This window comes from Rhodovulum sp. ES.010, from assembly GCF_900142935.1.
GTDB lineage: Bacteria > Pseudomonadota > Alphaproteobacteria > Rhodobacterales > Rhodobacteraceae > Rhodovulum.
Window position 1 is genome coordinate 1,555,870 of sequence record NZ_FSRS01000001.1, and the last position, 13,586, is coordinate 1,569,455.

A 13,586-nucleotide genomic window follows, 5' to 3' on the forward strand; every position below is an offset into this window, starting at 1 on the left:
CAAACCGCGACAGGACCATTGTGTCCATGGTCCATCTCGAGCGGCTTTGTTGCGCAAAGAGCGTGAAGCCCGGACCTCCCCTTTCCCCAGACGCACTTACCCCATGGGCTCTGTGACTGGTATGCCGAGCGCGGTGTAGCCGTTCAGGACGGCGGCGCGGACCTGGAGTTCGGCGACCTGACGATCGAAGTCGCACGCCATGAGGCTCTGCCCCAGCAGCTTCACGCAATGCATCTTCGTCTCGACCCGGCTTCGGCGGTGGTATCCGCTCCACTTTCGCCAGATGGCGCGGCCGAGGTATTTCGATGCGCGCAGCGCCTCGTTCCGGGCGATCGCGCCGGCCGTCGAGGGCTTCCAAGGCTTGGCGTTCTTGCGTGGCGGTATGACAGCATCGGCGCCGCGGTCGGCGACGGCGTCGTGGCACCTGCGCGTGTCATAAGCTCCGTCTGCCGTGACTGAGCCGATCTCCACATCAGCGGGGATCTGGTCGAGAAGCTCGGGCAGCATGGGCGCGTCACCGATGTGGCTTCCGGTGACCTCGATGGCGCGGATCTCCAGCGTCTGTTCATCGACGCCGATGTGGATCTTGCGCCACAGACGGCGTTTCGCGCCGCCATGCTTGCGGGCGTGCCACTCGCCTTCGCCCTCCGCCTTGATGCCGGTGCTGTCGATCAGAAGTTATCCGTGTAGGTCAAGGAGCGATTTCGGCCCATTTCCGGTCGTCGCGGATCAGGGTGTTTGCGAGGACAATCAGCTTTCGCATCACGGCCGTGATCGCGACTTTTGCGGGCTTTCCTGCATCGCAGAGCGTCTCGTAGGTTTTGCCGAGCTGGCGGTTGTGGCGTATTGCGACGAGCGCGGGAAGGTAGAGCATGGTGCGCAAGGCGCCTCGTCCGCCGCCGATCTTGGAGCGCCCCTTCCATTTGCCGGACTCTCGCGTGATCGGAGCAAGGCCTGCGAGGCTGGCGGCCTCCTTGCCCGACATCGCGCCAAGCTCGGGCATCTCGACGATCATCGCGACGGCGGCTACCGGACCGATGCCCGGCACGGACATCAGGATTTCATAGCGCCGGGCGAGGCACGGATCAGCGGCGACAAGGCGCCGCAATTCCGTGTCGATCTGATCGATCTGTTTTTCGACCTGGCGAAGGCGGGCGCGCAGCTGCGCCAGAACCACCTTGTTGCGGGCACCATGAAGCCGGTTGCGACAGGCTATTCGATCCTTGACCAGTCCACGGCGAGCGACGTGCAGCTCTCTGATTTCATGCATGCTTTCTGAGTGAGACGGCTTGGCATCAAGCTCAAGCACTGCGCCCATGCGCGCAAGCATGGCTGCATCGACGCGGTCGGTCTTGGCGCCCTGGCTGATCGCCTGGGCGAACTTGCGGGCCCGGTTCGGGTTTACCTTGACCAGGCCGTGCCCGGCCGCATCCAGCATGCCTTCCAGATCGCGATGGTAGCGGCCGGTTGCCTCATAGACCACCCGAACCGACCTTCTGCCAATCTAGCGTCGGAGGCTCCCGAGCCCCGCCTTGTCGTTGTCGAATTGCCGGTGCGTCCCGTCCGACAGACGGTGAACGTCGACCGTATCTTTGGAAATGTCGATACCGATGGTATCCTGCATCGCCTTTCGTCTCCTGTCCTTGTCATGCGGGGCCGGTCAACACCGCCCCATGTATCCGTTCAGGCCATTCGAAAGGCGGGGGCGATCATACTTCTGACCGGTTCCGAGAAACCTTCAGCGTTTCGACCCGACCCCCGCCGCTCTCCGGCATGTATGAGGTGCCGGAGAGCGGCTCCCGTATCGCACGAGAGCCGGGTAGATTCTTAAGACAAGGTCAGCGTGACGGTTTTTGGCGTGCCCCGCCCGACAAGAGCGGAGAGCTGGGAGATGCGGATGTCGAGCGTGTCGCCAGGGGCGAGCGGCCCGCCCCAGTCGGCGGTCTGCTGGGCAGCGGTGTAGACCACGCTGGTGGTGGCGGTGGACAGCACCCGCTTCACGGTGGCGCCGTCGAGGATCCCGATCTCGTAGGCCTCTAGCTCCTCGGCCAGCGGCACCTCCAACCCGCCCCAGCTGTCGGCGGAAAGCGCGCGGGACCGGCGCGTCCAGCGGATGGTGAGATCGCCGGGCGCACGCGGCCTGCGCCATGGCTGCTCCACATGAGCGACCGAGAACGGCCGCAGCCCGACGCCCGCAGGCGTGAAGGCCTGCGCGACATAGGTCTCGTCGCTGACCGGCCGGCTCGCGGGGCCAATGCGCCAGTTCCACGGGATGCCGAGATCGGCCTCGGCGATCGGCAGCGATGTGAGGCTGTCGTCGAGCACCACCACCCGCGCGCCGGCGGGCGCGGGATTGCCCATGGCGCCTTCCGTGCCGCGCTGGCCGCGGAGCAGCCGGGTCAACCGATACCGGCCGGGCGCCAGCAGCTCCGCCGCACCCGCCTGGACGATCTCCCAGACGCTGGGCGCGCTCTCGACAGCCAGCGCATTGGCGCCGCCGAACAGGGTCAGGTCCGTGACGCTTTCCAGCGTCCCGGTCAGCAGATCGACCACCAGCGCATTGCCGAGGTCGAACCGCGAGGTCAGACCGGCGTAGAAGTCGGAGACCAGCGTCCCGATCCGGGCGCGCGTGCCGAAGCTGGTGAGCAGCTCGAACCCGTCCATCGACGGGCTGCGGAACACCGCGATCTCGCCCGGCCAAGGGACGGCATGCGCCGCAGCGAAGGGCCGGTGCGCCGGCTGGTCCTCGGTCAGCTGCGGCAGGTCGAGCAGCACAGCCTCGGGCGTGCCGAAGACAACTGCCTGCGACAGCGCCGAGGGCCGTGGGGCACCCGGCGGCAGGTCGTAGGCCTCGCGATCCTGGCGGACGGCTTCGACACCTCGAGCGTCGGCATCGGCGATGGAGACGAGCCGCAGCGGAACAAAGTGGCCGTCATGGGCGAACGACACGACATCTGCCGGGTCGAGCGCCAGCCTCGAGGGCGGAAGACGGAAGACCGCGCTCTCGCGACCGGTCCAGGCTTCCATCAGCGCGCGCCGGCAGCGCCGTTCGGCCTCCTCGGGCGGCACCGCCATGGGGAAGGATTCGGACGCAATGCGCGTCGTGTCGACGGTGATGCGCCGCGCCTCGACGAGGGCCGCGTCGTAGTCCTCATCGGCGCGGGCGACCTGCCATTTCAGCGCCTGCGGCAGTTCGGTCTCCTGGCCACGGGTCAGTTCGAGGACGTCGCCCTCGCGAGGCGCGACGAGATCGTCCGGTGAGACGCTCGCCACCGCCGCCCGGCCGCGCATGACGAAGCGGATGACGCCCTCGGTCTCGACTGCGTCGAAGCCGAAGTGGCGGGCCAGAGTGGTGATGGACGCGCGCGGGCTTTCCAGCGCACCGATGGCGTAGCCTTCGACCGCACCCCAGAGACCGGTGACGTCGATCCGGGACTCGGGTAGCCCGGCGCGCAGGCACAAATGCCGGACCAGTGCTGCCAGCGACACCGCCCCGAGCCGTCCGGTCAGCCAGTGTCCGAGCCGCCAGTTACCGCCGTCTGTCCAGACGCCGGTCAACGCCGGGAAGAACGGGTAAGGCCGCGCGTCCCAGGTCCAGGCGGCGCATTCGGGGACGTGCACCATCCGGCCGCCGTAGACCGACGAGACCGGGTTGTTCGCGGCCTCGCCCCACCAGAGGTAACTGGCCTCGAGATAGGCCCGCTGGATCGCGTCGTCCCGCCAGCCGCGGGAAAAGTAGGGCACGAAGCTCTCGGAGGATTTCGGGTCAAAGAAGACGTTGGGCTGGTTGGTGCCCCGGTCGATGGCGGGACAGCCGAGCTCGGTGAACCAGATCGGCTTCGACTCGGGCGCCCATGCGGTCGGTGTGCCGCTCTCCACCCCGCCTGGGCGGTCGTAGTGCGGGTTCGACCACCAGCTGCGCAGATCCTTGTAGCGGAAGACCCACGGCTTGGCCGCCGCACCGTCCGTGATCGGGGTGCGGACCTGCGCTGAGCGGTCGGCCGCGCTGGCATAGAACCAGTCGAAGCCTTCGCCGCCCGCGATGTTGGCCTGCAGATAGGCCCGGTCGTAGATCGCGGGCCAGCCCTCCTGCGCATCGGCATGCTCGAAGCCGTCGCGCCAGTCGGAGAGCGGCATGTAATTGTCGATGGCGACGAATTCGATCTCGGGATCGGCCCAGAGCGGATCGAGGTGGAAGAAGACGTCGCCCGAGCCGTCGCCGGGCTGATGCCCGAAGTATTCCGACCAGTCGGCTGCATAGCTGATCGCTGTGCCTGCGCCGAGGACGGACCGCACGTCGGCCGCCAGGTCGCGGAAGGCCTGCACCGCTGGGTAGGCGCTGGCGCCGGAGCGGATCGCGGTCAGCCCGCGCATCTCGGTTCCGATCAGGAAGGCGTCGACCCCGCCTGCGGCGGCGCAGAGATTTGCATAGTGCAGCACCATGCGGCGCAGACCCCAGTCGCCGGACGGGCCGGTCCAGGAGACAGTCTCGCCCGAGACGGTGAAATCCGAGGGGCTGGCGCCCCCGAAGAAGGCCGCGACCTGGCTCGCCGCCGTGGCAGTCTTGTCGACGCTGCCGGCATAGCCCGCCGCGGGCGAGCAGGTGGTCCGGCCGCGCCAGGGGAACGCCGGCTGGCCCGTCTCGGCGGCGTTGTCGCTGTACGGGGTCGGCAGCGTGTTGCCGGACGGCACGTCCATTAGGATGAACGGATAGAACGTGACCCGCAGCCCACGCCCCTTCATCTCCCGGATCGCCTGCACCACGGCAAAGTCGGAGGGCGTGCCGCCATAGACCGGCCGATCCTGGTCGTCGCGGCTGACGAGGTGGGCTGCGGACCGGCTCACGCCGTTCACGCTCCATGTCTGCGGGCTCGTGGCCTTTTCGGGAACCTCGACGCCGGGGCGGATCGTGCAGTCGCCTGCGCGCAGGTCGCTCCCGAACCAGGCGACGACGAGGCTGACGCTCTCGACCTTCGGCGCCATCGCCTGCAGTCGGTCGAGCGCCACCACCATGTCGGCGGTGTCCGAGAGCGCGTTCAGGTTCTCCGGAGTCTGCGCCCCGCCACTGCCCTTCCGGATGCCCGTCGTCGCGTAGGTGAACTCGCCCGAGGCCGGGATCATGGTGACGGCCTGCGTCAGCCCCTCGGCGGTGTCGGGATCCGCGAGCGGGCGGAAGACCTCGAAGGACAGCTGCGGAAGGCGGTTGCCGTAACTTCCGAGCGGCAATTCCTCGAAAACGACATAGGCCGTGCCGCGATATGCGGGCGTGCTCGCCGCGCCCATCTTCGCCGCGATGAACGGGTCCGCGGTTTGGCTCTCATCGCCCGGATACCAGCGCCAGGTGATGCCAGCGGTGTCGAGGAGCTTGCCATCCGCCCAGATGCGCCCAATGCCCGTGATGGGCTGCTCGTAGGCCGAGCCGCGCTCAGAGAACGGGATCAGCGAGAGCGTGCCGTCGCGACTCTCGATCACGACGGTGCGGGCGCGCACGCCGCGCGGGCTGAACAGGGTCGAGCCCGAGAGCAGCGCGGGCTTGTAGGGGATGTTCTCGAGCGCACGGGTGAGCTCGACGATGGTGAAGGCATCGCCTTCGAAGATGTCCATGGTGGCCATGAGGATGCCTCCGGTTCGAGGTGCGTATGGTCGCCCGCGATCAGCGGACCAGGATGCCCGCGGCGAGGAGCGCCGTGTGGGCGGCCGCGATCTCGCCCTCGCTGGGCGTGCCTGCGAAGACGAGGTCGTGGCGGTTGACGATGGCGGGGCCGCGGACGACCGCGACGGCTGCCGCATCTCCAGCGGACGCATCGGCCTTGCCCCAGAGCACGGCGACAGCGGTCTCGGTGCCGTCGACGGCCGCGGGGTCATGGGCAGCGTACTTGCCACTGGCGGTGATCTTGCCGAGAACGGTGCCGGGCTCGAGCGTGCCCGCCGCGACCGTGATCGTCTCGCGGGTGTAGTCGCGGAAGGCTTCCCAGACGAGGAAGCCGCCGGGGTGTTTGCCTTCGACCAGCGTGGTCATGGTGTCATCCTTTCAGCTTGAAGGTGCGGGCGACGATCTCGCCCCAGGGGCGCGCGGTCGACGAGCGGCCGGGCTGCGGGTGATGGGGCGCGATCTCGGGCTCCGCCTCGGCCTTGGCCGGCGAGCAGCGCGGCGCGCACCTCGTCTAGGCTCATGTCCTGTTCGAGGAAGCGACCCGCCATCTGCGGCTGGCCTGCGAGGCGACAGAGATCGATGACGGCCTGGGCATGACCGATGGCCTCCGACCGGATCGCGGCCGGGTCCGGCGGTGCGCCACTGGGCCGCGGCGTCTCGATCGGCGGTTGCGGGGCATCGGGGGCGGCGGGAGGCTCGTCCTCGGCGTCCGCGACCTCGTCGCCACCGGTGACGTCGTCGGCACTCTCCTCCGCTTCGATCTCTCGGCCGTCGCTCTCAGCGTTGGGCTCCGGCTCGGCCTCGACCTGCTCCACCAACACCGGCGGCGCGTTGCGGAAACGCCCGATGTCGAAGCGTGCAGCGATCCGGACAGGCTCGATCAGCCGGTCGGCGAAGCCCTGCGCGACGGCGTTCGATGCATCGAACCAGGTCTCGGCGGCCATGAGCGCGGAGACCTCCTCCGGCGTCCGGCCGGATTTCGTGGCATAGCCCGTGACTAGGCTGCCTTTCACCTTGTCGAGCGCCTCGGCCATGGCGCGCATGTCCTCGGCCGTGCCTATCACAAGGCCAGCCGGGTCATGGATCATCAGGAAGGCGTTCTCGGGCATGACGATCTCGTCGCCCGCCATGGCGATGTAGGAGGCAGCCGAGGCGGCGATGCCGTCGATCCAGACGGTGACCGTGCCCTCGTGCCGCTTCAGCGCGTTGTGGATCGCGACCGCGTCGAAGACGGACCGCCGGCAGCTTCGAGATGACCGACGTGGCGTCGACCGCGAGGAACCCGCGGTGATAGACCAGAGCCTCGCCGGGTTCGGCCTGCGCGATCCAGGCGGCGAGCCCGACCTCGTCGAGCCCCGGCCCGTTCGCGCCGTGCAGCTGCACGACCTCGGCCTCGGTGATGGGCGACAGGCGTCCCATCAGGCCGCTCCTGCGCGCGGCTGGGTGTCCATGGTGTGCTGGAGCTGGTCGCGCTCGAAGGCGACGATGTCCTCGAGCCGGTAGACGACCCGTCCACCGATCTTCATGTAGGCCGGGCCTTCACCCGCCCACCGCCAGCGCTCCAGCGTGCGATGCGAGATCGTCCAGCGACGGGCGAGTTCCTTCTGATTCAGGCAATGCTTCTGCTGCATCGGCTCTCTCCATTTGCGTGTGCTTCGGAGAGAGATTGCGAAATCCCGCTATGGGATGTCGTCAGGATCGCAGGGGGATGTAGAGGGGGATGGATATGGCCTTGCAGGACAGGCTTGGACGGCTTGGTGGGGGATCGTCATCCCCCTCCATCCCCCAGCCGATCCCACACTGAGCGCGATCAGGGACGGCGCATGGGGGACGGGAAACGAGTCAGTCGATGTTGAGACGGTAGCCGCCGCGGCGGTCGGAGCGGATCAGCTGCCGCCAGTCCTTCTGCGACTTGAAGACGTCCGCCATGCGCAGGCTCTTAGACCCCGCCGAGGACAGGATGGCCTTGCCGCTCTGCCACGCCTCACCGCGCTGCGCGGCCTCGTGCAGGGCGCGGACGACCTGCGCCTGGATCGGACCGAGCCGGAAGCGGTACCCGTTGCAGCGCACCTCCTGGTAGTCAGCCGAGGCGATGAAGGTGCTCTCCTCCATCGCCGAGCCGCCGGAGGAGAAGCCGGACTGGAGTTCGAAACGATCGCGCTCCTCGCGCCTTAGCAGCAGATCGCCGATCATCACGAAGACCGGCTTGGCATCGCCATAGAGCGACGCATAGTCCGCCCGCGGCGTGCGAAACTCGCTCACATGCAGTTCGCCGCACCGAAACAGCTGGAAGACATCGCAGGCGTGCAGGTCGAGCAGCCCGCTGAAGGGCTTCTGCTCCCACGGCACGCGGAAGCGCTCGCCGTCCTGTCCTTCCTCGTAGTCGCCGAACTCGACCGGCTCGCCGAAGACGCGCACCGACAGCCGGAGCTTGTCGTTCTCGGCCAGGTAGACGAGGTCCGTCTCGGAGATCCGCCAGCGCTCGAGCACCTCGGGGAGCGTGAAATACAGCTTGTCGATGTGCACGCGCCCCTCCGATTCCCATGCCCAATGTTTACCTTCTGTTCTTATTCGCTTGACGGCCGCCGATCAATCCGATTTTATCCTATTTCATCCACAGATGGGTGGGGAAACATGAACGAGCATCACACGCTTGCCGACCGTCTCAGGGCCCGGGCCAACCAGCTCGGCCTCAGCCCCGCCCACGTCGCCGAGATGGCCGGCGTGAATCGATCCTTCGTCTACGACATCCTGCGCGGACGATCATCCCGCCCCGGCATCGACCGGCTTGCAGAGGTCGCTCGCGTGCTGAAAGTCGACCGCGACTGGCTGATCCACGGGATCGGCGATGTCGAGGGCACGCCGCCTTTCATCGAGAACCCGGACGAAGCTTTCGTGTCGATCGCGCATGCGAGCCCGCGCCCGTCGATGGGCGGTGGTGCCGTGGTACAGGAGCACGACGATCCCGCCGGCCGCGCCTACCACTTCCGCCGGTCCTGGATCCGGCACAGCCTAAAGGCCAGCCCCTCTCAGCTGCGGATCATGCATGTGGAAGGCGACAGCATGGCACCCACGCTACTCGACGGCGACACGGTGCTCGTCGACATGGCGCGGCGTGCGCCGAACCCGCCCGGCATCTTCGTGCTGGACGATGGCATGGGACTGGTGGCCAAGCGGCTCGAGCACATCCCGAACAGCGACCCGCCAGCAGTCCGCGTCATCTCGGATAATGGCTTCTACAGCCCATACGAGCGAACGGCCGACGAGATCCACATCGTCGGCCGCATCCGTTGGTTCGCGCGGGAGATCTGAGGTGATCGCGTTCAGAGAGGTCGACGACGATCCCGCGCTGGCGCAGTTGCCGCTGGTTCGAGGGGTTGCTCCGATGGTGACACAACGACCTTTTGAACGCGCCTTGCGCCCGCACGCGGCTTGACTGCGCAGCATGCAAATGTTGCCGGGGCGGATACCACGCTCCATGAGGACTTGGCAGCTTGCCGATGGCATGGCCGCCGAAGGCTGCCTGCGTTGACGCCAACCTCAAAAACTCACATTGATGATGCGCTAGGGGTTGACATTTTTGCCTTATTGGTTGACGCATGATCGCAAGAAGGCAGGATAAGAGCACATGCAAGTTGACAAGACGACCATAACTGAGCTCATCGAAGCCGCGATGTCCGCGGACTACACGGCCGTGCGACGCGCGGGAAACGCCATTGCTCGTCAGCTCGCCTTTCAGAACGACCAAGAAGGTGCGAAGGCCATTCAAGCGATCTTGCGGAAGCGCGGAGTGCCGCTGCAAGCATCGGGCTATGCGGAAGCTCTCCCGCGCGATGGGGCGTCACGTCTGCCGTTAATTGATGAAGGCGAGTGGCCAACAACACCGATCATGCTCAACGGCGAGCCCGGCGCGACGATCTCACAGTTCATTGACGATGCAAAGCATATCGACCTCCTCAGCGAAAAAGGTGTCTCAGCTCGGCTTGGGTTGCTCCTATACGGTCCGCCGGGAACCGGGAAAAGCCTTCTCGCAGGGCATGTAGCAGCGTCGCTCGGCAGACCAATTTACGTTGCCCGGCTCGATTCCCTCATCTCGTCCCGCCTTGGAGAAACCGCCAAGAATATTCGAGGCGTGTTCGAGTATGTACCTGCGAAGAAGGCAGTGCTCTTCCTCGACGAGATGGATGCGATTGCCAAAGTCAGAGATGATCGCCACGAGCTAGGTGAACTGAAGCGCGTAGTTAACACCGTGCTTCAAGGCTTGGATTCGCTGACCGATGATGTTGTCACCATCGCAGCCACCAACCATCCTCACCTTCTTGATCCCGCAATCTGGCGGCGCTTCCCGTACAAGGCAGAGATCGATCTGCCTGACCGCGACGTGCGTGAAAGTCTATGGCTGCATTTTCTCTACGAAGGTGACGAGAAGCGCCGAGATGAAGCCGCGCTGCTCGCGCAGGTTTCGGATGGGCTCAACGGCGCTGATATCGAGAACATCGGCTTGGCAGCGCGGCGGCGCGCCATTCTGTCGGGGACGGAACCGGCCCTGGCCAAAATTCTGCTGGCCGTCTCGGGATCAACATCGGGCAGCGCGCGCTTGATCGGCAATGATGATTTGGACGCTCAAGCCAAGAGAACCTTGAGTAGTTTTCTCAGTGACAAGGGCGGGATCAGCCAAGCTGAGATTGCTCGGATCGTTGGGGTGAGCCGTCAAATGGTGAACAAGTATCTGAAAGAGGTGAAGGATGGCTGACTCTCCGCGGCGCCCCCTCCTGAATCCAGTTTTGCGATTCACGCAAGACCCGAAGCCCAAGCGCGTAACCGGCGGCGGAAAGTCCGCCGATAGCATTATTCGCAACCGGCTGGATGAGCAGCGAAAGGCTTTGGCTCAAGCCTTCAGAACCATGGCTGAGACCGCAGCCAATCAACCGAGCTTCAGCGGTCAAGTCGTTGTGTACGCCGCCATGTTCGAAGATTCCCTTGCGCCGTCCTATACGCCCGATGACCTTTTCCATCCGATCCATGGTGCGCGCCTTATCACCCCGCATCGCTTGGGCTATCTCGTCGAATTCCAAGTCGATCAGTTGACAAGGCTAGCGGTGCAAATCGAGCGCACCACGCGGGTGAAGGAACTAGTAGACATCTCGCGGGTGCAAAGCGCGGGGTTCTTCAGCGAAGAGAATGCACGCGGCGGTCGGGAACTGAGCACCTTGTGGGACGCTGCCCCCGAAACCGAAGACGGCCGTGCCTTCATCACCTGGCTCATGCCGCTGCGAAGCAGGGAGGCAGGAGAAGATTTAATCCAGAAGGTGGCAGGACTGCGTGACCAAGCCATCTCGTCCCCGCCGCCGCTGCTAGAAGTGACCTGCCACGGGATTTTTCCTCCACCTGCGATTAGAGTCCGACCCAATGAGGGGACGGACAATGAAGCGAACGAGATACAGCGAAGAGCAGATTATCGGCATCCTGGCCGAGCATGAGGCCGGGGCGAAGTGTGCCGATCTGTGCCGCAAGCACGGCATGTCGGAGGGGACGTTCTACAACTGGAAAGCCAAATACGGCGGCATGACGGTGTCAGAGGCCAAACGGCTGAAGGCGCTCGAGGACGAGAACGCCAAGTTGAAGAAGCTGCTGGCGGAGCAGATGCTGGATCTGGCCGCGATGCGCGAGCTGGTTTCAAAAAAGTGGTGACGCCCGTCGTGAAGCGCGAGGCGGTCGCGCATCTGAAGGCCCGGTTCGGGCTGTCGGAACGACGGGCGTGCCAGATTGCCGGCGCGGATCGGAAGACGATCCGCTACCGGTCGCAACGCGCACCCGACACGGAACTGCGCGGCCGATTGCGGGAGCTTGCCAACGAGCGTCGGCGGTTCGGCTACCGGCGGCTCTTCGTCCTGCTCCGGCGGGAGGGCGAGCCCTCGGGGATCAACCGTATCTACCGGCTTTACCGCGAGGAAGGGCTGACCGTCCGCAAGCGGCGCGCGCGGCGCAAGGCCATCGGCACCCGCGCCCCGATCCTGGTCGAGGCGCGCGCAAATGCCCGTTGGTCACTGGATTTCGTCCATGACCAGTTCGCGTGCGGGCGGCGGTTCCGGGTGCTGAACATCGTCGATGACGTCACGCGCGAATGCCTCGCCGCGATCCCGGACACGTCGATCTCCGGCCGGCGCGTCGCGCGGGAGCTGACGGCGCTGATCGAACGTCGCGGCAAGCCGGGAATGATCGTGTCGGACAACGGGACGGAACTGACCTCGAACGCGATCCTGAAGTGGTGCGCCGAGAACCGGATCGAATGGCACTACATCGCGCCGGGCAAGCCGATGCAGAATGGCTTTGTCGAGAGCTTCAACGGCCGGATGCGGGACGAGTTCTTGAACGAGACGCTGTTTCGTAACCTCGCCCATGCCCGCGACCTGATCGCCGCCTGGGTCGCCGACTACAACACCGAGCGCCCCCATTCGGCCTTGGGCTATCAGACCCCGGCTGACTACGCGCAGACCCTGACCACCGCAATCGCCCGACCCGCTGCGCGAGATGAGAGCTCCGCGCGTCGGGCGATTGCTCAACCCGCGCCATTTGGCGTAAACACCAACCGGGCTCCGGTCGCGGCTGGATGAAAGATCAGTGGCAGGTCAAGCGGTGCCACAACCGGGAAGCGGGACGCGCGCGGCGGAGCATCTCAAGGTACCTTGTCCGCCTGTCGGTACCCAAGGTACTCGTCGCGCTGCGATGAGTTCGATTTCTGTTCCTTCTTGACGAACGCCACTGGCATCGAAGTGCTCAACCGCGATCTCGAAAAAGACACTGTATTGTAACTGCTTACAAGAAATTCACTTAATTCGCGCAGTCATGAGGTCCGGAGAATATCGGCGCTGAGAGACCGCTTCCGAGCCCCCCGGCGCCGGCACCGGTGCTCAGCCCCACCCACATAACCCTCGAAAACAACGGAAAAATCCGGCCGCAGCCGGATTGGGAGAACGCTTTCGCGGGGGCAAGTGGCGGAGGGGACGCGACTGGGATCGGACGTTCTCCACCTCTAACTCATTGAATATATGAGCAATCGTGATCTTCTCACTTCGCTGCAAGCCACTAGCCACGTTGGTCAAGGCAGGTGATAGGACTCCGGTACGGCCAAGAGCGGCTGGGATGATTGCACCGCGTTCACATGCGAAAGACGCGATCGACGCCACGCGGCTTCAACACCTTCGCGCTCCGCGCAGGTTCTGTCATGAACGCCGATGTCGCTTCAGTCTTCTGGCGATAGGACAAGTTTCAGGGACTTCGGCGCCGCGTGCTCCATATGCTCGCGCATCAATTTGGCGGCGCGCTTGTCGTCGCCGCGCACCATCTCTGAGAAAATCTGATCGTGTTCCTTCCACACCCGCAGTGTGGTTCCCGGCACACTCAGAACCTCGCTCATCGCGCGTTGCAGGTGGCGCCAGTTCAGGTTCATTGTGTCAGCGACGATGATGTTGCCGCTCAAGTTGTAGATCAGGTTGTGAAAGTCCATATCGGCGCGCAGGGCTGATGCTTGATCGCCATTTTGAACGTGGCTTTTTCCGCGGGCAATGATCTCCCGACCAAGCGAAATCGCCTCTTTCGTCATGCGGGTTGTGGCCAGGTGGACAGCCAAAGGTTCGACGGCAGTCCGGAACTGGTAGATTGAGTCGAACAGCGTTTGGTCGATGGGGGCAACGACAACCCCACGCTTGCCTGTGTCCTGCACGAATCGCTGGGCCTTGAGCATGGCAATCGCGCTGTTCACCGGCTGGCGCGAGACTTGCAGGCGCTCTGCCAATTCATCTTGGTTCAGCCGCTCACCCGCCTTTATGTCGCCCGAGCAAATCGCTTCGAGGAGCGCATCGTAGGCCTGCTCTACCAGCGTTTTCTTTTGGGTAAGTGCTTCCATACCGCGCCTCTTTGGCAAGTCGTCATC

General features: G+C 65.1%; 10 protein-coding genes and 2 pseudogenes. 4 read left to right on the top strand and 8 right to left on the bottom strand.

Annotation, left to right across the window (positions count from 1 at the left end; translation table 11 throughout):
- Positions 1–96 precede the first annotated feature (96 nt).
- The 7 genes and pseudogenes from BUR28_RS07590 to BUR28_RS19985 form a co-directional block, all read right to left on the bottom strand.
- A pseudogene (locus tag BUR28_RS07590) lies at positions 97–678 on the bottom strand (IS5 family transposase); the annotation flags it as partial.
- A 13-nt stretch (positions 679–691) separates the two neighbouring features.
- A pseudogene (locus BUR28_RS07595) lies at positions 692–1,624 on the bottom strand (IS110 family transposase).
- Between the two features lie 203 nt (positions 1,625–1,827).
- Positions 1,828–5,613 (bottom strand): baseplate multidomain protein megatron, encoded by a 3,786-nt coding sequence (locus BUR28_RS07600; RefSeq protein WP_139307520.1) that lies wholly within the window; start codon positions 5,611–5,613, stop codon positions 1,828–1,830.
- A gap of 40 nt (positions 5,614–5,653) precedes the next feature.
- Positions 5,654–6,019: a head decoration protein gene (locus tag BUR28_RS07605; protein WP_074219577.1), complete on the bottom strand. Its 366-nt coding sequence runs from the start codon at positions 6,017–6,019 to the stop codon at positions 5,654–5,656.
- Complete coding sequence (locus BUR28_RS07610) at positions 6,016–6,945, bottom strand: head maturation protease, ClpP-related (protein ID WP_083626508.1); 930 nt, start codon at positions 6,943–6,945, stop codon at positions 6,016–6,018. The genes BUR28_RS07605 and BUR28_RS07610 overlap by 4 nt, the downstream gene beginning before the upstream one ends.
- 126 nt (positions 6,946–7,071) lie before the next feature.
- Complete coding sequence (locus tag BUR28_RS07615; RefSeq protein WP_074219579.1) at positions 7,072–7,284, bottom strand: helix-turn-helix transcriptional regulator; 213 nt, start codon at positions 7,282–7,284, stop codon at positions 7,072–7,074.
- A gap of 211 nt (positions 7,285–7,495) precedes the next feature.
- Positions 7,496–8,179, bottom strand: coding sequence for a hypothetical protein (locus tag BUR28_RS19985; RefSeq protein ID WP_074219580.1), 684 nt, complete (start codon positions 8,177–8,179; stop codon positions 7,496–7,498).
- A 108-nt stretch (positions 8,180–8,287) separates the two neighbouring features.
- Between BUR28_RS19985 and BUR28_RS07625 the strand changes: the two genes are divergently transcribed.
- The 4 genes from BUR28_RS07625 to BUR28_RS07640 all read left to right on the top strand — a co-directional run bounded on the left by BUR28_RS07625 (position 8,288) and on the right by BUR28_RS07640 (position 12,267).
- Positions 8,288–8,965: an XRE family transcriptional regulator gene (locus tag BUR28_RS07625; protein WP_074219581.1), complete on the top strand. Its 678-nt coding sequence runs from the start codon at positions 8,288–8,290 to the stop codon at positions 8,963–8,965.
- Positions 8,966–9,281: 316 nt separating this feature from the next.
- Entirely contained in the window at positions 9,282–10,406 is a 1,125-nt protein-coding gene (locus BUR28_RS07630; RefSeq protein WP_074219582.1) for an AAA family ATPase, read from the top strand.
- Positions 10,399–11,133 (top strand): hypothetical protein, encoded by a 735-nt coding sequence (locus BUR28_RS19345; RefSeq protein ID WP_139307522.1) that lies wholly within the window; start codon positions 10,399–10,401, stop codon positions 11,131–11,133. Before BUR28_RS07630 ends, BUR28_RS19345 begins: the two co-directional genes overlap by 8 nt.
- A protein-coding gene (locus BUR28_RS07640) for an IS3 family transposase (protein ID WP_139307446.1) occupies positions 11,078–12,267 on the top strand; the annotation gives its coding sequence in 2 pieces (ribosomal slippage) (positions 11,078–11,330 and positions 11,330–12,267; 1,191 coding nt in all). The genes BUR28_RS19345 and BUR28_RS07640 overlap by 56 nt, the downstream gene beginning before the upstream one ends.
- A gap of 629 nt (positions 12,268–12,896) precedes the next feature.
- Here the strand turns inward: BUR28_RS07640 and BUR28_RS07645 are convergent.
- Positions 12,897–13,559 (bottom strand): GntR family transcriptional regulator, encoded by a 663-nt coding sequence (locus BUR28_RS07645; RefSeq protein ID WP_074219583.1) that lies wholly within the window; start codon positions 13,557–13,559, stop codon positions 12,897–12,899.
- Positions 13,560–13,586: the final 27 nt, after the last annotated feature.

Coding starts and splice junctions, on each gene's coding strand:
- BUR28_RS07625 (WP_074219581.1), top strand. CDS start 8,288: ATGAACGAGCATCACACGCTTGCCGACCGTCTCAGGGCCCGGGCCAAC.
- BUR28_RS07615 (WP_074219579.1), bottom strand. CDS start 7,284: ATGCAGCAGAAGCATTGCCTGAATCAGAAGGAACTCGCCCGTCGCTGG.
- BUR28_RS07605 (WP_074219577.1), bottom strand. CDS start 6,019: ATGACCACGCTGGTCGAAGGCAAACACCCCGGCGGCTTCCTCGTCTGG.
- BUR28_RS07645 (WP_074219583.1), bottom strand. CDS start 13,559: ATGGAAGCACTTACCCAAAAGAAAACGCTGGTAGAGCAGGCCTACGAT.
- BUR28_RS07600 (WP_139307520.1), bottom strand. CDS start 5,613: ATGGCCACCATGGACATCTTCGAAGGCGATGCCTTCACCATCGTCGAG.
- BUR28_RS19345 (WP_139307522.1), top strand. CDS start 10,399: ATGGCTGACTCTCCGCGGCGCCCCCTCCTGAATCCAGTTTTGCGATTC.
- BUR28_RS07630 (WP_074219582.1), top strand. CDS start 9,282: ATGCAAGTTGACAAGACGACCATAACTGAGCTCATCGAAGCCGCGATG.